We start from the raw sequence: 22737 nt of genomic DNA on the forward strand, positions 1-22737 counted from the left end.
CTATTTATATGATAAAAGTAGGACACATTTTAAATATTCCAGGTGGCAGAAAACGTCATTAAAAGAGGTGATAGCGACAAACATTCTTACTACACCACTCGCTTAATGGGTTATTACCTCTTCTTTGTGGCTTCCAGATACAGGTTCAAAAAGCGTTCGTTATTTTCATCAGAGTCGCCGTATTTAGTGCGGGTCTGTTCAAGTTTTTCATGCATTTCTCGCCTTACTTCAGCATATTTTGGATCGTCATACACATTTCGTAATTCTTGGGGGTCTTTTTCAAGATCATATAGCTCCCATTCGTCTATATCATAATAAAAATGAATCAGTTTATAACGATCCGTCCGTATCCCATAATGCCGCTTCACCATATGGATAGACGGGTATTCGTAGTAGGTATAATAAATTGCATCTCGCCATTCCGATGTCTCTCCCGAAACCAGATCTTTGAACGATTCGCCCTGCATATCCGATGGAATATCGACACCTGCATATTCCAAGAATGTCGGTGCAAAATCCAGATTCTGCACCAATGCATCGATCGTGGTCCCCGCTTCAATTTCTTTCGGATAGCGAATCAAAAGCGGCGTTCGCAATGACTCTTCATACATGAAGCGTTTGTCAAACCAACCATGTTCTCCCAAATAGAAACCTTGATCCGAAGTATAAACAACAATGGTATTCTCTGCCAATCCATTTTTTTCTAAATAGTCCAATAACTCCCCCACACCCTCATCGACTGATGCGATGCTCCCCATATAATCTTGCATGTATCGCTGATAGCGCCAATGCATCAAGTCCTCTCTCGACATATTCGCATAGCGCTTTTTAAAATCCTCATTAATCGGGTCATAAACGGCATCCCAAGCTGCACGTTGGTCTTTGGTCATCCTACCTAAGTTGTTATTATAAGCACCTTTATCCCATTCCATATACTCCTCGATTCCTAATTCATCCATAAGCTCTGGTCGTATCTTGGAATCGCCGGCCCAGTTCATATGATCTAATAGATTCATTTCTGCAGATCTTGCAGCCCGTCCACGCCCTTCAAAATCATCAAAAAGTGTTCTTGGCTCTCTAAAAGTCATGCTTGTATATTCTTTTAGATGTCTTAATGCGGGGAGCCATTCTCGATGTGGGGCTTTCTGGTGATAGAGTAAAACAAATGGTTTGTTAGGATCTCTTTTATCAAGCCAGTTTAGGGCTAGTTCAGTCGTTATATCTGTAACATAGCCTGGTATGCGCTTTTTTTTACCGTCGATAATGAAGTCCGGATTATAATAATGCCCTTGACCCGGCAAGACAGCGGAATAATCAAAACCTTGTGGCAGTCCGTCCATATGTATTTTACCTACCATTGCAGTCTGATAACCAGCCCTCTGAAGTAGTTTTACGAAATTATCCTGATCCCAGTCGAACGGTTGCATATTATCGACTTTCCCATTCACAAAACTATGTTTTCCGGTTAACAGAACTGCGCGACTCGGGGCACACAAAGAATTCGTCACACTTGCACGTGTAAATAGGGCACCTTCTTCTGCCAGACGATCAATATTAGGTGTTTTATTCAAATCATAACCATAAGCGCTTACTGCCTGATAGGCGTGGTCGTCGCTCATGATATAAATAATATTAGGTTGTGATTCCTGTGCCTTCAATGTCACGAAAAACACGAGAATAAAACAACCTATAAAAACAGAACGGAGGTAAAAAACGTTTCTCATAATAAAGCGGTTTATAGTTCTTATAATTAATATTATTGTCATGGATACTCTAATTATTGCTACCAATTTCTCGGATTCATGCACAAATGCAGCAAAATACGGCGCAGCCCTTAGTGAACAATTGGCTGTCAAAGAAATTGTGCTGCTTAATTCTTATGAGCTACCTATTACATCAGAAGTAAGCATAGCCGATTCTTCTCATATAACAATGCTACGTGATCGTAGTTTGGAAAAACTTGGGGATTTGCAAAAACAGCTGATGCCTCTTCTAGCTGAAGACATAAATATCAATATAATCGCGAGTGATATATCTATCTTAAAAAGTTTAGAGTTATTGAGGAAAAAATCACCCAATAGTATCGTAATCATGGGCGCAAGCCGTAAAGGAAGAATCGAAAAACTAATTATGGGTAGTACGACCAGCAGCTTGGTCAGGAACGCGCCTTTACCCCTATTAATTATCCCTCAAGATTCACACTTTGTCCTAATAAAAAAAGCAGTATATGCAGTTAACTTTAAAAAGTTAACCAAAAACACACCAATCCAAACAATTACAACAATTGTCCGGCAACTTAACGCTCAGGTTTTAGTATTAAACGTTGGCCATAATGAGGGCGACAACTTGAAACCAGATCTTACTGAAGACATCTATGAACTCGATAATTTTATGGAGAGCGAGAAGCCCCAATATTATTACACTGAAAATAAAAACATTGCAGATGGTATATTATCTTTTTCTGACGAACAGGAAGCAGATTTATTAATCACAGTACCAAAGGATTATGCACTTTTTGAAAGTATATTCCACAAAAGCACCAGTAAGGTTTTAGCTAATAAGACCCATTTACCCTTATTAATATTAAAAGAGAAAAAAGATGAATGATTCGATTTATCCCTGTCTTTGGTTTGACAATCAGGCAGCTGAAGCCGCCGATTTCTACGGTTCGGTATTCAAAGAAACAGAAGTAACACAGAAGAGTCCCGTTGCTATAAACATGGAGCTTCATGGACAACGATTTATGCTGCTCAATGGCGGCCCGATGTTTACTGTGAACCCCTCAATATCCTTTTTCGTTGTATTCGAAACTGATAAAGAACTCGTATATGCTTGGGAGAAACTACGAGAAGGTGGTACTGAGCTCATGGCACTAGACGAGTACCCATGGAGTAAAAAATACGGTTGGGTACAAGATCGCTACCATGTTAGCTGGCAATTATCCTACGGAAAACTTGCCGACGTAGGTCAAAAATTCACACCATCCTTGATGTTCGTCGGAGAACAAAATGGCAAAGCGGAAGAAGCTATCCATTTTTACATGTCGATCTTCGATGAGTCAAAAATTCACGGCATCTTAAACTATTCAGAAGAAGATCCTGATACAGAAGGGAATGTCAAACATGCACAATTTAATATAAGAAACTATGTTTTAATGGCAATGGACAGTTCTCTGGATCATAACTTCTCCTTCAACGAAGGAATTTCTCTGGTAGTATCCTGTAAGACTCAAGAGGAAATAGATTATTTTTGGGCAAAACTAACCAAGGGCGGACAAGAAGGCATGTGCGGATGGCTAAAAGATAAGTACGGCGTTTCATGGCAGATCGTGCCTGCTATCTTAGACAATCTAATGACAGATGAAGATAAGGCTCCTCGTGTTATGGAAGCTTTCTTAAAAATGAAGAAATTTGATATCGAAACGCTGGTTAAAGCCTGACCGTTTATAACAGCTCAACTTCAATAAACGAAGCGTTTTCTTGATCGTGGTAAATGCGGTGTGTAGCTTTCTGAAAGTCTGAATCTTCCGCATCACTGTAAATATCTATAAATTTCTGTGGGTTTCGGTCGACTAACGGAAACCATGAATTCTGAACCTGGATCATGATGCGATGTCCCTTTTTAAATGTGTGTGCCACATCAGGTAACGTATAATCTACGGAAGTCACCTCACCTGGAACAAAAGGTTCTGGTTTTTCAAAGCTATTGCGAAATTTACCACGTAATACCTCTCCACGTACTAGCATTTGGTAGCCGCCCATAATAATATCAGGATTATGTTGGGGAGCCTGAGCACCCTGAGGGTATACGTCAATAAGCTTTACAATGTAATCAGCATCCGTGCCTGTCGTTGAAACCTTCAACTTTGCTTTTAACGGACCGACAAGTGTCACATCCTCAGTCAACACCTCGCTTTGGTAAACCATGACATCTGGTCGCTTCGACGCAAAACGTTGATCATCGATCATATATTCTCTGCTACGCGTCTTATGAACGCCCTGCTGATAAGGAACTGGTGAACTTGGGTCACTGATATATTCGTCAAAGCTTTCCACTTCTTTTGGAGCGTCAAAACTTAAACTGCCGTTTTTATGAAGAAATAGTTTCTTGGTTGTTGTACCCTCTGGAGGCCAGGCATTAAAGTTCTTCCACTGATTGCTTCCGGTGAGAAAAACAGTTGCCTCTGCAGCATTAAACTCACCTTCCCCTTTTAAATAATAATTGAAAAACGGGATTTCTATATTTTTTTGATACCAGGTACCCGTCTCCGATCCAAACTCTATATCACCGAAATAACTTCCATCGCTTCTCACCCACCCACCATGAAACCAAGGACCCATTACTAAACGATTATCAGCGTGGGGGTTTTGCTTTTCAATCATTTTATATGTATGGAATCCACCGAATGTATCTTCTGCATCAAACAATCCGCCAACAACCAATACCGCAGGTTTAATATCGTATAAGTGTCTCACTATTTCACGAGCTTTCCAAAAAGTATCAAGCGTGCCATGCTCTACCACATCATTCCAAAACCTGATACTGTCGCCGAAATATTCATCTTTGATATTTTTAACCGGCCCTAATTCCATAAAAAACTCATAATTATCATTCATCAGGAACTCTACTGACGGTGGAGCGTCTGCACGTGTAACAGGTTTAGGTCTAGGAACACCGAAGCTACTATAAAAGTTAAATGCATCAGTCAGAAACAAAGCACCGTTATGATGAAAATCATCCCCTCGGAACCAATCAGTCACCGGGGCCTGCGGCGACACCGCTTTAAGCGCAGGATGTGCATCTGGCAATGCAGCAGTAGAATAAAATCCAGGATAGGAAATCCCGTACATACCAACCTTCCCATTGTCACTATCCAGGTTTTTCAATAACCAGTCGATTGTGTCATAGGTGTCGCTCCCTTCATCAATCTGACTCTTGTCCTTTTTGTCTGCAATGTGTGGTCTGATATCTTCAAATTCCCCTTCACTCATCCACTTACCTCTAACATCTTGATATACAAAAATATATCCTTCTCTAACAAATCCGGGACTGGGACCAAGTGTCGTCTTAAACTCATTTTCACCATAGGGAGACACGGTATAGGGAGTGCGATTTAACAAAATCGGATACTTCTTGCCCTGATCTTTTGGAATGTAGATTGACGTAAAAAGTTTTACGCCATCTCTCATCGGAATCAACCGCTCAATTTTTGTATAATTCTCTCGAATATACAGAGAGTCAGAAACCTCTTGAGCGGAAGAAACGTAACCGGCAAATAAAGAAACGAGTAATAACAATGATCTTATTTTCATAACCAAGGATTATTGATTGAGTTCAAAGGTATGAAAAATAGAAAAAAGCTTTATGCTCCAGAGGATTTTCTTATAACCAACTCTGATGCGATCACAATCTCTTCTTTAGGCTTTTGAGGGTCATTGATTTGGTTTAGTAGCACATTCACAGCTTTGCTAGCCACATCAAATAGCGGTTGATATACGTGGGTTAAGGGTGAATAAAAGAAATCAAATGCATCCCCTTCATCAAAACAAACAATCCCCAGATCATCTGGAATCTTATAATCTAATGCATTGATATATTTCAGCCCATTTAGAGCCAAGGTATTGGTAGCGAAGAAAATGGAATCAACCGGATCTTTAGCATTCAAGAGCTTGTCAATCTGCGCGGAAATATCCTCTTCGATATTACCAAAACGGATCTCTGCTATTTGGGAGGGGTCGAGAGACAAACCGCGTTGTCGCAGCGCTTCTTCAGATCCTCTTCTCCGTTCACAAATATGAATCAAATTACTTTGATAAGTCACTAGTCCAACTTTCTTATATCCACAGTCCACCAAATGATGTACGGCGTCAACCGATGCTTTATAATTATCCGTCACTACATAATTTGTCGGTATATCCGGGAAATAACGGTCAATTAAAACAAGCGGGATTCCTCTGTCCTCAAGGTTTTGAATTTGTTCCTCAGAATTTTCAGTAGGTGCAATAATAAACCCGTCTACCTGTCGGTTTATTAATACGTCGATCAAATCTTTTGATTTTTCTGCATTCTCGTCAGAACTGCCGAAGATCACGGTATAATTATTCTTTTTAGCCTCATCTTCAATTGTTCGGGCAATATTTGAGAAGAAAGGATTCGATATATCAGCTACTATGAGTCCGATGGTATAAGATTTTCCACTCTTGAGGCTCTTCGCCAGTTGGTTTGGCTGATAATTTAGCTGTTTGGCAATCTCTCTGATTTTAATAGCCATTTCCTTTCCAACGCGCGCTTCTTTCTCCTTATTGTTTAAGACATAAGAAACCAGGGCTGTCGATACTCCCGCCGCTTCTGCTATATCTTTTATTGAAACCCTTTTTTTCATCTATTATTGATAAGAACCAATCCTTTTAATATTAATTTTCTAAAATAAACTTTTTACCATAATGATCTACAATTCGATTGTAAGCCTCTGCCGCCGCACCATTCCCCCAATCATATATCGTAAACTCACCAATCCCTAAGCCCTGACCGTCGGTTTGTCCACCGTGACCATAGTTTTCCATCATAAACCCATAATCTTCCTCACCGAAAAACGGCCACCTTAGCTCCCACTGCTCTTTTGTTTTCTCATTATAAGGCGAATACATCATTAAAAAAGATGCCCGCAAAGCAGCAAGCCCCCGTTGAATATATTGACGTTCACCAAGCTCTAAACCATAGCGAATAATCAATTCTGCAAATAAGCTTTGTCGTGAGTCATTCCACTCAGCATCAGCGTTCATCACGCCGAAGCCACCAAATGCATGCACATATATAAAAGGCGGCTGCCAAATTGCCTGCGCCATAAGCAGCTCGTCTAACGTACGCTGTCCATATTTTCTGTAATCTTTCTTTCCCGTGGCATTATAAGCATCCAGCAAAGCTTCAGCAGTCCAATACATACTTAGTGTATTCTGCTTGTACATGTTATTTCGTTCCACCCTCTTCCCCACCAGGTCATTCTGACCATAGGTACTACAGGACCAGTAAGTTTCGAAATCTTCCCAACGACCGTCCATAATCACATCTTCTATAACAGCATCCATTGCTTTCAATGCTGCATTTAAGTATCTTTCATCTTGATCAAGCTCGTATAGCTTAAGCAAAAAAGTTACCGACATCGATGTTTCAGGTGATTGTTCGAGAACTTCATAGGGTTTGAGGTCATCAGTAGACAGCCAAGCAGGGAAAAAGCCATCTGAATCCTGAATATTTATTAAAGCTTCCGCATAGTTCTTAGCGTATTCTAGCAAGCGTTTATCATCTTCTAACTCATCATACCAATTCAACATGAGCCAAGCTGTATAACTCATATCTAGGATGTGAAAAGGAGCCAGTCTGGCATCACGGACTATTGGGTTTCTATCGGAGTTCCCCCAATAATAAGTATCCCAACCTGTTGAGCGATGATAATATTCACCGTCAATTTCTTTACGTTCCATTTCGGTAGCAATGAGTCCATAGAAAAACCCATTCTTTTGAGGGAAGGATAAGGCTAGTTCTTTGGTTAGCTGAGCATATCCCATTAGCTCTTCGTTTTCTGTCCGTCTGGCATAACGAAACAAGCCCTGTGCGGAACGCAATGAACTAAACCAAGCTTGATTCCAAATTGAACGAAACTCTCGTTCATTAACAAGACCCGGATAATTTGGACTTTGCGTAACATTCACAATAAAAGTCGGCGCACCTACTGTTTTCCCCTCTAATTCAAACACTTGTGGAACGCTCTCTTTCCAGGTATTAAATGCCCAATTATACGTATCTTTTACATAAGGGCTCAAGATGGTTTTATCACTTTGTTCGTATGCTTCATGTCCCCAATGATTCCAAAGAAAATCAAGAGCCTGCTTCCATGGGTTAAACAGCTCGTTCTTACTATCATTCAATAAAATATAAAAACCCAACCGAACCTTTCCAGGTGGGTATGCAGCTCCATCTTTTTTAACAAAAAGAACATGTTCTTTTACAGCAGACTTGCTCATACCCAAGGTCAGTTTATTTTCCACCGCATCAAGGTCCATATACCAGTCGGGTCCTTGATGATTGTTCAATACAGATAAATCTGGAATAACAATCACTTGTTGCGATTTATCTGCCATAATCATCGCCGGCGCCCTAAAAACATGTTGAGCAATAATGTGCTCACTCGTCGGCGTCAGATGTGGCGACCAATGAAAGTCAGGCTTAAAAATAGGCGTTAATTCAATTCTCCAATCATCTTGCCACACCGTATCCGTTATGGTGAAATCTACCGTCACTTGCGCCCATTTCAAATGCGTGGGCACAAATATATTAACATCTGCTTTTTGTCCACCCAAAGAATCGACCGATACGGATTCAATAAATTTGTTTAAACGCTTTATCGACTTCAGATTAATTTCATCTGAAGCAAAAACGATCGATACGTTTGTTATTATTGCTAAAACAAAGAGCCCTAACTTCACGAATCCAGACATAAGCCTAGGCTTTTATATTGTTGATAACGAATATTATAGATAGCCGTACGTTCGGGTACGGGCAGATATTCCCGATTAAAACCTTTACCCATCGCTGCCATCGCGTCCTCTACCCGTTCATATACACCCCCTACCGTCGCAGCAAACATTGCAGCCCCGAGGGCAGAAGTTTGTTCTGATGAATGGACTCGAATCGGCATATTCATGATATCGGCTAACATCTGCATGACAAACGATGATTTCTGTGCAATTCCACCCACGCCTATCAAGCCCTTTACAGGCACACCCTCTTCTAAAAATCGCTCTACGATCATCTTCGCCCCGAAGCAAGTCGCTTCTACGAGCGACCTAAAGATTTTCGGAGCATCCGTACCTAATGTCAAACCGCTTATTGCTCCTTTCAACAGCTGATTGGCGTCAGGTGTCCGGCGACCGTTTAACCAGTCTATCGACAACTCCATGTCCTCTGTGAGCTGAATCTGTTCTGCCTCAAGACTTAACTGATATAGGAGTCGATCTTTAGTTTCTGATAATAGCTTATCCGCCGTTTCAGGATCAATTAGTTCAGATTGCTTTAAAATATTAACCATTGGCCAGACAAGTAAATCACCGAACCAAGCATAGACATCGCCAAAGGCAGACTGCCCCGCTTCTAAACCCGTCATTCCGGGAATAATCGATCCATTTACCTGACCACATATACCTCGCACTGGATTTTCTCCCATTTCTCCTTGCGGCACAACCAGCATATCACAAGTTGACGTCCCCATTACCTTACTTAGGTAATAAGGTTCTATCTGTCCACCGACAGCAGCCACGTGTGCGTCAATAGCCCCCACGCCTACCTGCACTTCGGTAGAAAGACCTAAGCGATCGGCCCATTCTTTGGAAAGTGTACCAGCGGATTGGTCAGTCGTATAAGTTTTACCAGATAGCCGTTCTCGAAAACCGGATAATAGCGGATCAACCGATGTCCAAAACTCATCCGGTGGTAGCCCTCCAAACTCTTCAGCCCACATCGCCTTATGCCCTGCTGCACAAACACTACGCTTCATATCTTCAACCTTGTTGCCACCCGTTAGTAGGAAAGGTACCCAATCACAATGTTCCACCCAGGAATAACAAGCCTCTCCTACTTCTGCATCATTTCGCAATACGTTAAGCAATTTCGCCCAAAACCACTCCGATGAATAAATCCCCCCAACATATTGTAGATAATTAATGGAATGGTTCGCCGCCGCTTGGTTGATATCCGCTGCCTCTTGTATTGAAGTATGATCTTTCCAAAGAAAAAACATTGCATTGGGATTTGCAGCAAAAGCCGGGGAAAGCGCCAAAGGCACCCCTTTTTCATCAACAGCCACTGGGGTAGAACCTGTAGTGCCGGTAGAAATTGCACGGACATTTTTTCTGACCTCAGCACCCACCTGACTCAAACATTCCTTGATAGTATATTCCAGGCCCTCAACGTAGTCTGCCGGGTGTTGACGGAATCGATTAGAAGCTGGATCACAGAAAAGACCTTCTTTCCATCTCGGGTAATAGAAAACAGAAGAAGCGAGTTCTGTCCCGTTATGTGCGTCCACCAAGATTGTACGCACCGAATCCGTTCCGTAGTCTACACCAATACAATAATTTTTATCTTTCATCTTGTTAACAGCTAATTTTATTACCGACCTGATCAATTAGTGGTGAGCCATCGATATCTTATCAATTTTCAACTTTCTTACTCCCCATATCGCATACCATGCAATGAACGCAAAGCAGAATACAGGCACAATAAATGCGGTGGCCATCGTTGAATGATCTGCAATCAATCCCATAATGGGCGGACAAAAAGCACCACCGGCAACCGCCATCACGAGAAATGAAGAACCCTTTTTTGTAAGCGTTCCCAGATCAGCTACGCCCAGTGCAAAAATTGTTGGGAACATGATCGACATAAAGAAGTAAGTCGTAAATAATGAAAACACAGAGACCCAACCAATATCCAGAATAACAATCACGACCAATATCGTATTAACCACAGCGTACAGCGCCAACAAACGCTGCGGAGCCATAAATTTCATGAAATAAGAACCCGACAGACGGCCTATAAAAAAAGCCCCCATCCCTCCAATTGCCAGAATCAGGGAAGCAGCTTGTTCATCATTTTTAGGCATAAAAACCTCTCCAAAATAACCAAGGTTTGCCATAATATCCGCTATAGGATCTTGCAACTTAGGGATGGCATCGATGACATAATTGATAAAGAACGAGTTGGTACCCGTTTGCGCCGCCACATATAAAAACTGTGCTATTACAGCTAATATAAAGGCCGGATGCTTCAATAGATTCCTCATCGGTGGGTTCTCTTCAGTTTCTGTTCCCATCTCTTCTTTAATCTCCGGAAGCTTGATGAACAGAAAAACAATCGTTACCACGACGACAATGCAACCGATCATCATATAAGGCGTAACGAGTGAATCAAACTTATCATGCTCGCCGGTAGCCTCCGTACCAAAGATAAACCAGCCACCGATCAGCGGACCCAGTATCCATCCCAATCCATTAAAAGATTGAGAGATATTAATCCGCCTGGCTGAGCTTTCCTTGGGTCCCAAAGCTATCGAATATGGGTTTGCTGCTGTTTCAAGAAAAGCCAAACCACAGGCCAACACAAATAATGCTAATAGAAAAGGGATAAAAGCAGCCAGTTTTGCAGCAGGATAGAACAAAAAGGCACCAATTGCAAATAATATTAAGCCAAAGATAATCCCTTTTTGATACCCGAAACGCTTAATAAACAAACCGGCTGGAATTGCCATCGCCAAATAGCCTATATAAAGTGAAAATTGTACAAAACCAGACTGCGCTTTTGATACATGTAGCAGATCTTGAAAGTGCTTATCCAGCACATCCAAAAACCCATGTGCAAAACCCCAAAGCAAAAAGAGGCTGCATATAAATATAAATGGCACAAAATAATTTACACCATTCTCTCCCCTAAAAAATGATCTTTTTTTTGTCGAACTCATAAATTAGCACAATTGGTTTTTAAACTCAATTAAATTATAACATATTATTTATAGAGCGGTCCATAAGCTTCGCAAGCGCGGTAATCAGAACCTTCTTTATCCATACCGTAGGCGCTCCATGCCGCTGGTCTGAAAACATCCGCTTCTTCAACGTTATGCATACACACGGGAATGCGTAACATGGAAGCCAGGGTAATCAGGTCTTTACCAATATGACCATAACTAATTGCTCCATGATTAGAGCCCCAATTGGCCATTACAGAATATACATCTTTGAAAGCCCCTTCACCCTGTACACGAGGGACGAACCAAGTTGTTGGCCATGTTTTGTCAGTTCGTTTATCGAGCGTATCATGTACATGTTCAGGGACATCGACCGTCCAGCCTTCCGCTATTTGGATAACCGGACCTACCCCCTTGATCAGATTGACGCGACACATGGTGACCGGCATATTCCCTTTCGACAGAAACTTCGACGAAAAACCGCCACCTCGGAAGTAATCCCGATTGGCAGGATACCAAGTGGTTACGTCCAGACAGGCCTGCGCTTCATCTTCTTCTATTTCCCAAAACGACTTCATCACAGGCTCTCCGTTCAAGGTTTGCTGTCCCGTACCATCCAGCGTAGCTGAACCTGAATTAATCAGGTGTATAAATCCATCGGCTGACTTTCCATCCGGCTTCCAACCTGTTACCTTTTCTACCGCTTCCGGACTCCAATAGGTTCTAACGTCTGCAAATATCTGCGCTTTGTTGGTTAGCAAATAATTAAAGAGCATCGAAACGCCATTCAATGTATCATTCTCTGTCGCTACCATGTAAGGGGCACGTATACCATTCCAATCGAAAGAGGAATTCAAAATAGCTTCCGCAAAATCACCGTTTGGCAAGAAATCCGTCCACTGTCTTTGTCCCTGAAAACCTGATACGATAGCATGATGTCCGTAAGCTTCTTCCGGATGTCCCATGTCTTTTAACTTATCATTGCCAATCATCAAGTCCCGAATAATCAAGGTCATCTTCACAACAAACTCCCAATCTTTATCCAGGTCTTCCCGTGACTTCAATTTATTTTCAGTATTAAAATCTTCTCCTTCCCGACAGTTCTCCCGTGTCCATTTTAAAGCACGCTCAAATTCCTCATGATCGTAGATGCCCAATTCAATTCTTCTCAAAACTTCAGTTGAATCGACATATTCATTCCGCATCCCCAAATAATCCTGAAAAAAGTCTTCATTAACCATCGATCCGGCAATACCCATTGAAACCGATCCGATCGATAAGTATGATTTACCCCTCATGATTGAAACCGCTAAACCCGCTTTTGCAAAGGACAACAACTTCTCCCTAACATCATCAGGAATGGTATGATCATCAGCCTCTTGAACATCACGCCCATAAATCCCAAAGGAAGGCAGACCTTTTTGATTGTGTGCTGCCAAGGTCGCCGCCAGATATACTGCACCCGGTCTTTCTGTTCCGTTCACTCCCCAAATTGCTTTCGGAATTTGCGGATTCATATCCATTGTTTCTGAACCATAGCACCAACTCGTTGTCACCGACAAGGAGACTCCCACGTTCTCTCTTTCAAATTTTTCTGCACAAGCTGCTGCCTCTTTTACCCCACCGATGCAGCTATCAGCGATAACACATTGTACCGGACTTCCATCAGGATACCGTAATTCTTTGGTAAATAAATCTACCACAATCTGAGCCTTTTTCATGGTTACTTCTTCCAGAGACTCACGTATACCGCCAAAGCGCCCATCTAAGATGGGGCGAATTCCTATTTTCGGATAATCTTTCATTTATTTATTATTTATCAATTCGAGCTATTTGAAAATTGAGCCTCAATCTCTTCCAAGGAAACTCCAAGGATTTTAGTCGAAATCGAGTTCAGCGTATTTTTATCACCTGTGAAATGGAAAACACTATGCTTGTGTGTTAATTTATCCCCCGGCTTTAAGAACGCAGCCGGTGACACGCTTTCGATTTCATAAAAAGGTCCCATCTGACTACCATCTTCCAGAGGCCCGTCGTTATACGCATTAATAGCATCCCCGATCAACGGATCTTTATCAGGCGTCCATTCTTGATTCAGATAGGTTCCATTATTATCGACATCAAAGTGCGTAATCGTCAAAACGCCATTATCTGCTGCATAACTCCCAGCAAACTCTGTAGCACGCTGAGGCGGTATCCCCAGTTTTCCGCGATGTTTACCATCCGCTTTCAAATACAGCGTCCCGTCGGCATAATGCACCCGGTCTTTCGGAATTTCCCCAAAATAGTCTGTCGTTGCTACTTTACCGCTGGCCTCTTCACGGTAGGGAACTACAATAACCGTCTTGGGTGAAGGGGAAAACATGTCCAGATTCCACATACACGGAGCACCCGTTGTTTCATCCCACTCAAAATCACCCGTGTTCGTCAAAACATTCTTTGTATGAAAACCTACTGATTTTACTGAATCATTCAAGCTTATTCCTAGCAGCGACTCAATGGCATCCGGTTCGATGATTTCCACCTCACGATCTACCATAAGTTCAAGTTCCGTACCCGCATAATTCAAGAGTGTCATATCCTTTTTCATTGACACTTTTTTATCGTCTGCACTCAGCAAGTCCCAACTCTCTGTATCAATTGCTGCCGGTGTATGCCAATTTTCAAACTCCATTGTCGTATTGGGCTGGAAAAACAAGGAGAACTTACCACCTTCCGGACCTAACCATAAGCGATCTTCACCTCCATACCCATTCATGTGCGGATCGGGCTCACCATCAAACGCATCATAATTGATCCAGCCAAAACTCCGACCCTCGAGTCCTTCAGCCGTAGAAGTAAACACCTTTGCCTGGTATTTTGGCGAGACAATAACCTGCGCAGCACCATTAGCCGCTGTGAGCACAATGACACTATCTTTCTCCTTCAGGAATTGCAGATCGTAAGCAAAACTCCCTTTTTCGACATCTTCCATTTGTTGGCCTGAATTGTTATTCGTTTGGCACGCCCCGAGTACAAGACCGAGCACGATTGCCATCATTAACTTATTATTTTTCTTCATAGTACTCCATTTAGCGTCAACTATCGATATCCTAGTTTACTTCCAAACGGTTTCTCTCAGGCAGTTCCGGGAAACGCGCATGCGGTTCGCGCTGATACCAATAAGCTACCGTAATGATATCTGAGTTTTGTGGCAAGTAACGATGGTTGCTCCGCCACCCCAGGTCTTGGATTGTCACTTTCAGATCTTTTTCAAAACGAATCGGATCTAGCACATGCCATCGATACATACCAAAACGTTGTTGCGAATTGTACAATCCGTCGGGCCGGATTACCTGATGCAGACCTGCATACGGAGTCGAATACTCCTGATATTGACGGGTTTCCTTGTTTTCAAAATTGTAGGATCCTAAGAAATAATCTTCCGTACCCGTACCAACAATCGTTGCGAAATCTTTGTCACCGTCCATAAAGAACTTAATCTCACCTTCACCCCACCAGCCGTTGTTATTTACACCAACTGCCATAAAAGTTCCAACATAATGACCCTTCCCTTTAATTCCATCAATAATAACGTGGTCTGAATTTGTATTTTTATCCGAACGACGGTATTGCGCATGGAAATAAGCCTCATCTTCACCCACTTCTGTTAATGTATAATCAACCTGATAGTACAAGTTCATGGATTCATCGGGATTGATATTTTCTACTGTAATCTTACATTTTTTTCGGAAAGGCATTTTCCAGAAACTATTGAATGCACTTCCCGGATTTACCGTCATCGCAATCGAGTTTAGCGGAGCGAAAGTATTCCACGCCATGCCAAAAAACGGTCCAACGGGCACTTCTACAGAAGGCTCTGTTTCATCATCCCAGTAAAAGCGGATGATTGAATATTGCCAATTCCCGGTTGGGGTCATCCAGATATGCTGAATCGCTCCTGATCCATCAATCTCGGCGATTGTGAAAGTCTCTCCCGGATTAATCGTAATGTATGGGTTCACCTTCCATCCGATACCCAGTTCCCTAGCTTGCAGTGCAGAATTGGCAACATTGCGCTGCCCTTTGTGTTTTTCGGGGTCAGCCATTCCCCCTTTACCTTTTTCACCGGTAAAGTTTTCCGGACTGATTGAACGTGTTTGCGCATCAGACAAACGGGACAATGTCCCCATGTTCATGTCCAACCCATTAAATTTTTCTTGTGCAGAAGCAAAGCAAAATGCTACGAGACCCAATAGCACTAACGTGACTCTTTTCATAATACTAGTTTGGTTTAAATTTATATGCTTATTCGTTTAAGCTAAGTTAAAAGAAATGATTCAATATGCAAATATTGTTAGAACAAAAGAGAGGGCGACCCCATTGAGATCAAACCCTCTCTCTACCTAACCAATCATCGAACTTCTATGCGCATCGCATTGAGATAATAGAATCCGGTTCCATTATCGTTTCGCTCACCAGCTGTAACAGTAACAAAAATATTACCCTCAGCATCAGGTTGTATCCCTTCGTTACAAGCAATGTTTGAATTATTACTTCCCACCATTAAATAGGAGGTTACCTCATTCTGGCCTTTCGTAATGTATTTAGTTTCCCGACCTTCATTCGTTGTCCGCGAACCAAAGAAACAGAAATCATAACGTTTCGTTGGATCGAGCCCACTGATTTTCATTGTACTTTTCAAAACCAATAATCCACCGAACGAAGCTTTTGTATTTCCAAAATAAGAGTTTGCGGAAACCGAATTAGGCATGTTGAATGGTGTATTTGTATTGAGCTGACCATCAGGATTGATATTATTGAACCGCTCTGTAACCGTCAAGGACAAACTGGTCAAACTACCTTCTGGTGTGCGTAAAAACGGAATACTTGTTCCTTCCACCGGACTGGTAAGCCCGTTCCACCCAAAAGCAGGTTGGGTTTGAGCCACATCAACAAAAATTTCCGATGTAAAACTACTTAGATCGATCGATTTATAATCGGTCATATCAGTAACCTCAAAAGGCTTCAATACAGCGGCGTGAGCAGCATGCTGAGCCATCTCGCGCTCAACATCACTCAACATAAACGATCCGGGATCGAACGTATTGCCAATTACAGATTTTCCAAAAAGTGCTTCATACCAAGTACATGCGGCCAGATAACGACCGACATCCAAATTCAAATGATATCCGTCCCGCGTAAAATTATCCCCCCAGAAGCTTGTTCGCCCATTCTGGATCGCGGTTCCCGCTGGTATCAGCAAATCAGCATCCATTAGGGTTGCGGCCTTAGATGAAGCGTCCGTGATTGCATTATACATCGTCATTTGGTTGCTTCCATAATTCGGGAAACCACTATGGTTTGAGTTCTGAGCGTAAGCCCATGTCTGATGATATACATATTTGGCTTCCGAGTAAATTACTTTCGATTTAACGTAATCAACTAAACCTGGCAGTGATGCTTCGATCGTCGGATATTGCCCTGAGTTTTGACTCACCTGTTGAAAGCTGATATAATCCCAGCGTTCATCGTTCAGCACCTCTTCTATACTCACATCATTAACAGTTGTTTTTGAGCCGAACTTATTAATCTTCCGATAGGAATAAGCTTTATTATTTGTTCGGGCATTTTCTAAATGTTGTTCCAATGAAGAACCTCCAATATAAAGATTCGCAATAATCATACTATCTCCTGCTGCAGTTGCGATCGAGTGAAGGTGTGCCTCTAACGCATCCTCGGAAAAACTATTACCGATTGCCAGAACACGAGTAATACCGTCCCATGGAACTTCTTTTATCGTAACCGTCGAAGTCAATTCAACTTCACCGTCTTCAGACGTAAAGGTTAGCACAGCTGACCCCGCACGGCGTCCTAAGACGTTCACTGAATAACCGCCAGAACGTTCGACACCTACAATCTCCGGATTTGAACTTTCAAAACTAAATTTCCTTTCGAAGCTTTTCCCATCTTCCAATGAAAGCCGTACGGTTGTTCGTTCACCAACCGTCATTTCGATATTATCTTTATCAAGGATAACCACTCCGGTTGTAGGCGGACCTGGTGGCAACTCCTGTGCTTTTTCACAAGACACATTCCCGGTTAACAGGAATAAACTGACAAGGATATAGCCAAGATTTCTCATCAGTCTATCTCCTTTTGCTATTTTTATTAATATACTTTTCATAACATTCGATTTATTTCCTGTTAATATCCAGGAGCCTGAACAAGATTAGGGTTAATATCCATCTGAGCTTGCGGAACCGGCCATAAGTACATTTTATTTGTGAAAATGCGGTTTTTGTAAAAGGTTCGCTTAAAGAATGCGTTGTTATTATTCGGATCATCACTACGAACATTCCCTGTAAAGTTCATTCCCCATAATTCACCATTTAAGAACTGATCAGCAATCTTCCAACGGCGAAGATCGTGGATACGGATTCCTTCACTGTTAAATTCAACCCGGCGCTCGCGTCGGATGGCCTCACGCATCCGTGATTGCGACATACCTGCTTCCAATGGAGGTATACCAGCACGCTCACGAACCAAATTCACATACTTTAAAATATCAGGATGATCCGGACTGGATTCATTTAAAGCTTCCGCATAACCAAGATAGGCATCTGCCATACGGTACAATATACCAGGTTGATAAGTGTAGCGATTTTCTCTGGGAAACACATCCAGGCTTACAGCCTTACGGGCATTGTACCCATTCTGTGGCGCATCAAAAGACAGTCGGGTATCTTTTCCTCCCTGAACAAACTCCGCCTTTCTATTATCAACCCCCAACCATGCGTTATCGAAAATGACTGAAACATAAAATCTCGGCTCCCGGTTTACATACATATTATAAGTACCTGTAGTTGTCACCGTACCTGCGGTTGGGCCGCCTCCCCTCCACTTGGTATTCCGAACCTCGTCTGCTGTTGAAAAGCCGCTTTCCGAGTAACCCGAGTTCGGATCGGTTATAGGAAGCCCGTTTTCCATAAAAAACGCATCGACAAGCTCTTGAGTAACTCCCATCCCTCCATTTCCTCCAATACCAATGGGTAAGTGATGGGCTTGCCATGAGTTTAGGTCTGGCTGATCAGGTCTGCCAAATATGATTTCGCGGTTTCCTTCGGAAAACTTCTTGAGCGACATATTATAATAAGACATAAAAGGATCAATTGAGCCGTCCGCATTCCGTTCATAGTATAATCCATAACCCTCAGCCTCCGCCGCATCAATCAGCTCTTTAAAGGCAGCAGCGGCTCGGTCCCATTTTTTCGGGTCGGCATTAGGCTGAAACATGTTACTACCGTTCGCATTCTTCCAATCACGAAAATCCGGGTTTCCGTTAAACAAAGGGCTGGCCGCAAAAAGTAATGTTTTAGCCCTTATCGCCAAAGCCATTATCGAGGTAGCCTTGCCCCAGTCGTGCTGGTCCGAATAAATTGCAGGCAGCTTTCCAGATACATCTTTCAACTCCGTATCAATCCAGTTCACGACAGAATCATAAGGCGTCTGCGTAATCATCAGTTCAGATGCAGGAGCGTCAACAGCTTCAATCACACCCGGTTTGAAGGGAATAGGCCCATAGATTTCGATCATCAATGAGTAATAGTAAGCAATCAGAAAGCGTACCTGTGCCTTCATCACCTCGACGTCCGCTTCCGTCACCCCCGGTAACGGCTTTACATTTTCCAGAAAAATAAGACCAGAGCGAATACGCTTAGGTAATTCTACCCAGTAGTACGGATTCCACGCTGATGAAGCATTCCAGTCGCCTACCGTAAAGGCATATACATTTCGCCAACCAAAAGGTGACCATTCGGCGGGAATCGTCAGATCGTCCCCCATAATATTATAACCCTGATCTTTAAAGTAACCCCACATTGGGTTTGGAACTCCTGAATACACACCCGCCAGCCAATCTTCCGTCCGTATCTTATCATTGAAGATCATTTCCAAGGTCAGTTGGTCATCCGGCATTTTGTCCAGATACTTTTTACAGCCTGTAAATGCAAAAATAACGGCTGCTATGATTCCTATTTTATATATCGTTTTCATTTTATATCGTTTTAATAACCTAACTCAATTACTTCTTCAACTGCTCTTAAAAGTTCACATTGATACCCAGAGACGCAGACTTCATCATCGGATAACGAAGTCCGTCAGTTGTTTCCAATTCCGGATCCCATAGGTCAAATTTTGAAAAGGTCAGAATATTAGAAGCTCTTGCAAACACCCTCAAATTAGAGATATGTGCCCTTTCCGTCCATCTTGACGGAAGTGTGAAACCAAGCTCAATGTTTTTCAATCGTAAGAAGCTCATGTCTTTTAGCCACCATGTTGATGATTGCTCATTGTTCGAGTTAACTCCATAAGTCAGCCGTGGCCAGAATACATCTTGCGAAGGATTATCGGGAGTCCACCTGCTATCAATGTTTGAAAAAATATTACCCGTAGCACCCAAGGCCGTTCCTGGCATCCAGTTTTCACCGCCCAAAATCTGCCAAGTTCTACCTGCTCCCTGAAAGAAAAATCCAAGATCCACAAAATCATAGCGTATGGTAGCTCCAAATCCGTATACAATTTCAGGCATCCTGGACCCTCCTATAGCTGTACGGTCCAAGGCATTAATTACACCATCGCCGTTCAGATCCCTGTATTTTATATCACCCGGGCGAAGCGACTCGCTAAAGGATTGATCCGGTATACCCAGTTTTAAGTCTCCTGACTCATCAAAATCGTCCTCCGTAAACAGTCCATCATCAACCAAACCAAATAATTGTCCGACCGGTGTTCCGGTGCTTGAACGATAAGTACCCAGCACTCCGAGCGGCTCATCAATCTCTGTTCTCTTATTATGAGCATAGGTATAATTAGCCATGACCGAAACATGCCATTTTTCAGAAATGTTTTTGTCAGCCGTCAACGACATTTCAATCCCTTCATTCTCCACCTTCCCAAAGTTTGCCCATACTGTTTTGATGAAGCCTGCAGACCCGGGAACGTTGTTTCGCTGCATGAAAATATTTTCCCTATTTTCTTTAAACAGGTCGACATTGAAATTAATTGCTCCGTTAAACAAGCCAAGCTCCAAGCCGATATCTGTTTTTGCAACCGTCTCCCAAGTCAGTTCAGGAATTCCAACATCACCTTCTGACCGACCTAAACGATATATATCATTATCAACACCCCAACGGTAATAATGGAAATCTGCAATCGTAGAAATGTAGGCAAACCGACGCCCGCCAATATCGCTATTACCCGCCTTACCCCATGATCCGCGTATTTTCAAATTGGAGATCACATCTCTTACGGGTTCCATAAACTCCTCCTGCGAGATTACCCATCCGGCTGCGAAGGCAGGAAAGAAGCCAAAGCGTTTCCCCGGAGCGAAGTTCTCCGAACCATTGTAGCCAAAGTTTGCTTCTGCTATAAACCGACGATCATAGGTATAGGAAAACCGACCAGCGATCCCCTGGTTTCTAAAAGGGAGATAGCTACCATCATCATAATTTCGTTGGTTATACAAGATCATTGAATTGATATCATGTTTGTCGTCAAACATTCTGGAATATGAAACCATACCTTCCAAATACACGCTTTGATTACCCCATTGCGACCCGGTGCCGTATCCCAGGAATTCTTGACCATGGCTCTGGATTTCAAGGATAAGATTCCCTTCTTCATCGCGCCCGGAAGTCGGCAAATAATAATCAGGTTGCTTACTCCGCGACACCGAGTTGGCCGAGAATTTATCGAACGCAAAAGTCAATTTAGCTTTCAATCCGGGTGTAAGTGCTTCTAAATCCTGCTCGACGGATGTTAGCGACTGCAAGGAATAATGGTTCCACTTCTCATAGCCCCTTTGCGTAGCAAATGCCCAAGGATTTTCACGGAAATTAATCCGCGGCAACTCACCTGTCGAGTATTGAGGTGGGTGTATATATGGCGGGATTCGGGACGCCTGATAAAAAATACCAAAATTTGTTTCATCACCCGGAGGACCGTTATGTGTTTGTAGATAACCACCCAGATTGACCCTCACCAAGGTAGTCGGGGTCACATTTAAATCTACGTTCGACCGTACATTTTGTCGATTCACTTTCACCGCAGAATTCCACTCCTGATTATGGTCTCTGTCGATAATACCGTCTTCCGTATAATAGCCCAACTCAAGTGCATAACGCAGAAAATTATTACCACCCGACATGTTCAGATTCGTTCTCATGCTCGCTGCATGATCCTTAGCTACAACATCCCACCAGTTAACATCAGGATACAAGTCAGGGTCAGACTGGTCACGGTACTTTTGCAGGATTTCTTCTGATATCATAGCGGGCCTCCCTGCGTCTTCGTACAGCTCATTCATTATTTCGATATATTTGACAGAACCTACATATTCAGGCATAGACATGGGCGACGTATTGGATCTTTCGAAGCGAAGACTAACTATCGGAGGACCCATTTTACCGCGTTTCGTAGTAATCATAATAACGCCGTTAGCGCCGCGAACTCCATATACTGCACTCGCCGCAGCATCTTTGAGGACAGAAAACGATTCTATTTCCTCTGGATCCAGGTCATTCAAACTTCGCTCTACCCCATCTACCAAAACCAATGGACGCGAATTACCTCCAAATGTACTCACACCGCGAATCCAAAAATCCGAATTATTGTGCCATGGGTCACCAGATCGTTGTACAGCAATTACACCAGGCACCATACCTGCGAGATTATTACTGAGAGACCGATTCGGCGTAATCTGCAGTTGCTGTGGTTTTACTGTTGAGATTGCTCCTACTACGGAAGCTTTCTTCTGCGTTCCAAAACCCACGACCACAACCTGGTTCAAATCGGTTATACTGTCCTGCAGAACGACATCAACAATTTCTCGATCCCCAATATCAACAGTAAGAGTTCGATAGCCAACTGCCGAAAATTCCAATTGCGCACTCCTGTTAAGAACGTTGATCGTATATTTCCCGCCATCAACAGAAAGAACTGAATTGTTTGTACCAAGTTCGGCAACTGTTACCCCATCCAACCGCTCGCCGATCTCACTCGATATTCGACCGAGTATTCGAACCCCATCAGCACTTGATTCTGCGGCCCGTCCGCCTGTCTGCGTTTCTTGTGCCCTTCCTTCCGAATAAGAAAAAAAGACCTGTAGCATAAGGAGAATAAAGAATATTCTACCTGGTTTTTGTAGGTATTGTTTCATAATAAATGGTTATTTGGTTATTGTT

The 22737-nt window shown here is 42.6% G+C and carries 14 protein-coding genes; 2 read left to right on the top strand and 12 right to left on the bottom strand.

Features of this window, described 5'->3' with window-relative positions:
• Nucleotides 1–113: 113 nt before the first annotated feature.
• Nucleotides 114–1724, bottom strand: coding sequence for a sulfatase family protein (locus D3P12_RS12535; protein ID WP_118195999.1), 1611 nt, complete (start codon nt 1722–1724; stop codon nt 114–116).
• 40 nt (nt 1725–1764) lie between these two features.
• Here D3P12_RS12535 and D3P12_RS12540 point away from each other — a divergent pair, with 40 nt between their 5' ends.
• Together D3P12_RS12540 and D3P12_RS12545 are read left to right on the top strand one after the other, a co-directional pair.
• Nucleotides 1765–2607, top strand: coding sequence for a universal stress protein (locus D3P12_RS12540; RefSeq protein ID WP_118196001.1), 843 nt, complete (start codon nt 1765–1767; stop codon nt 2605–2607).
• Nucleotides 2600–3439, top strand: a complete 840-nt coding sequence (locus tag D3P12_RS12545; RefSeq protein ID WP_118196003.1) for a VOC family protein — start codon at nt 2600–2602, stop codon at nt 3437–3439. The genes D3P12_RS12540 and D3P12_RS12545 overlap by 8 nt, the downstream gene beginning before the upstream one ends.
• A 4-nt stretch (nt 3440–3443) precedes the next feature.
• Here the strand turns inward: D3P12_RS12545 and D3P12_RS12550 are convergent, their stop codons facing one another.
• The 11 genes from D3P12_RS12550 to D3P12_RS12600 form a co-directional block, all read right to left on the bottom strand.
• The gene (locus D3P12_RS12550) at nt 3444–5312 is read right to left on the bottom strand and encodes a CocE/NonD family hydrolase (RefSeq protein WP_118196005.1); all 1869 of its coding nucleotides are present in this window, start codon (nt 5310–5312) and stop codon (nt 3444–3446) included.
• A gap of 50 nt (nt 5313–5362) precedes the next feature.
• Nucleotides 5363–6382 (bottom strand): LacI family DNA-binding transcriptional regulator, encoded by a 1020-nt coding sequence (locus tag D3P12_RS12555; RefSeq protein WP_118196007.1) that lies wholly within the window; start codon nt 6380–6382, stop codon nt 5363–5365.
• Between the two features lie 31 nt (nt 6383–6413).
• Nucleotides 6414–8495, bottom strand: coding sequence for a glycoside hydrolase family 88 protein (locus D3P12_RS12560; RefSeq protein WP_205941105.1), 2082 nt, complete (start codon nt 8493–8495; stop codon nt 6414–6416).
• A complete protein-coding gene (locus tag D3P12_RS12565; RefSeq protein ID WP_118196009.1) occupies nt 8480–10144 on the bottom strand; it encodes a ribulokinase in 1665 nt (554 codons plus the stop codon). The genes D3P12_RS12560 and D3P12_RS12565 overlap by 16 nt, the downstream gene beginning before the upstream one ends.
• A gap of 36 nt (nt 10145–10180) precedes the next feature.
• Nucleotides 10181–11512, bottom strand: a complete 1332-nt coding sequence (gene fucP / locus D3P12_RS12570) for an L-fucose:H+ symporter permease (RefSeq protein WP_118196011.1) — start codon at nt 11510–11512, stop codon at nt 10181–10183.
• Nucleotides 11513–11556: 44 nt separating this feature from the next.
• On the bottom strand, nt 11557–13320 hold the full coding sequence (locus tag D3P12_RS12575; RefSeq protein WP_118196012.1) for an L-fucose isomerase: 1764 nt from the start codon (nt 13318–13320) through the stop codon (nt 11557–11559).
• Between the two features lie 14 nt (nt 13321–13334).
• The gene (locus tag D3P12_RS12580) at nt 13335–14576 is read right to left on the bottom strand and encodes a DUF6786 family protein (RefSeq protein ID WP_118196014.1); all 1242 of its coding nucleotides are present in this window, start codon (nt 14574–14576) and stop codon (nt 13335–13337) included.
• A gap of 31 nt (nt 14577–14607) precedes the next feature.
• The gene (locus D3P12_RS12585) at nt 14608–15774 is read right to left on the bottom strand and encodes a glycoside hydrolase family 172 protein (RefSeq protein ID WP_118196016.1); all 1167 of its coding nucleotides are present in this window, start codon (nt 15772–15774) and stop codon (nt 14608–14610) included.
• Nucleotides 15775–15908: 134 nt separating this feature from the next.
• Nucleotides 15909–17681 carry a DUF4886 domain-containing protein gene (locus D3P12_RS12590; RefSeq protein WP_118196018.1) on the bottom strand — a complete coding sequence of 591 codons (1773 nt, stop codon included), beginning with the start codon at nt 17679–17681 and terminating at the stop codon, nt 15909–15911.
• A 20-nt stretch (nt 17682–17701) separates the two neighbouring features.
• Nucleotides 17702–19549: a RagB/SusD family nutrient uptake outer membrane protein gene (locus D3P12_RS12595; protein ID WP_118196020.1), complete on the bottom strand. Its 1848-nt coding sequence runs from the start codon at nt 19547–19549 to the stop codon at nt 17702–17704.
• Nucleotides 19550–19595: 46 nt separating this feature from the next.
• The gene (locus D3P12_RS12600; RefSeq protein ID WP_205941106.1) at nt 19596–22712 is read right to left on the bottom strand and encodes a SusC/RagA family TonB-linked outer membrane protein; all 3117 of its coding nucleotides are present in this window, start codon (nt 22710–22712) and stop codon (nt 19596–19598) included.
• Nucleotides 22713–22737: the final 25 nt, after the last annotated feature.

It is taken from the genome of Pedobacter indicus, assembly GCF_003449035.1.
Classification (GTDB): Bacteria; Bacteroidota; Bacteroidia; order Sphingobacteriales; family Sphingobacteriaceae; genus Albibacterium; species Albibacterium indicum.

Bases quoted from the DNA above. Each gene is read 5' to 3' on its own strand.
- D3P12_RS12600 (WP_205941106.1), bottom strand. From the start codon at position 22,712: ATGAAACAATACCTACAAAAACCAGGTAGAATATTCTTTATTCTCCTT.
- D3P12_RS12575 (WP_118196012.1), bottom strand. From the start codon at position 13,320: ATGAAAGATTATCCGAAAATAGGAATTCGCCCCATCTTAGATGGGCGC.
- D3P12_RS12545 (WP_118196003.1), top strand. From the start codon at position 2,600: ATGAATGATTCGATTTATCCCTGTCTTTGGTTTGACAATCAGGCAGCT.
- D3P12_RS12585 (WP_118196016.1), bottom strand. From the start codon at position 15,774: ATGAAAAGAGTCACGTTAGTGCTATTGGGTCTCGTAGCATTTTGCTTT.
- D3P12_RS12565 (WP_118196009.1), bottom strand. From the start codon at position 10,144: ATGAAAGATAAAAATTATTGTATTGGTGTAGACTACGGAACGGATTCG.
- fucP (WP_118196011.1), bottom strand. From the start codon at position 11,512: ATGAGTTCGACAAAAAAAAGATCATTTTTTAGGGGAGAGAATGGTGTA.
- D3P12_RS12560 (WP_205941105.1), bottom strand. From the start codon at position 8,495: ATGTCTGGATTCGTGAAGTTAGGGCTCTTTGTTTTAGCAATAATAACA.
- D3P12_RS12550 (WP_118196005.1), bottom strand. From the start codon at position 5,312: ATGAAAATAAGATCATTGTTATTACTCGTTTCTTTATTTGCCGGTTAC.
- D3P12_RS12580 (WP_118196014.1), bottom strand. From the start codon at position 14,576: ATGAAGAAAAATAATAAGTTAATGATGGCAATCGTGCTCGGTCTTGTA.
- D3P12_RS12555 (WP_118196007.1), bottom strand. From the start codon at position 6,382: ATGAAAAAAAGGGTTTCAATAAAAGATATAGCAGAAGCGGCGGGAGTA.
- D3P12_RS12595 (WP_118196020.1), bottom strand. From the start codon at position 19,549: ATGAAAACGATATATAAAATAGGAATCATAGCAGCCGTTATTTTTGCA.
- D3P12_RS12535 (WP_118195999.1), bottom strand. From the start codon at position 1,724: ATGAGAAACGTTTTTTACCTCCGTTCTGTTTTTATAGGTTGTTTTATT.
- D3P12_RS12540 (WP_118196001.1), top strand. From the start codon at position 1,765: ATGGATACTCTAATTATTGCTACCAATTTCTCGGATTCATGCACAAAT.
- D3P12_RS12590 (WP_118196018.1), bottom strand. From the start codon at position 17,681: ATGAAAAGTATATTAATAAAAATAGCAAAAGGAGATAGACTGATGAGA.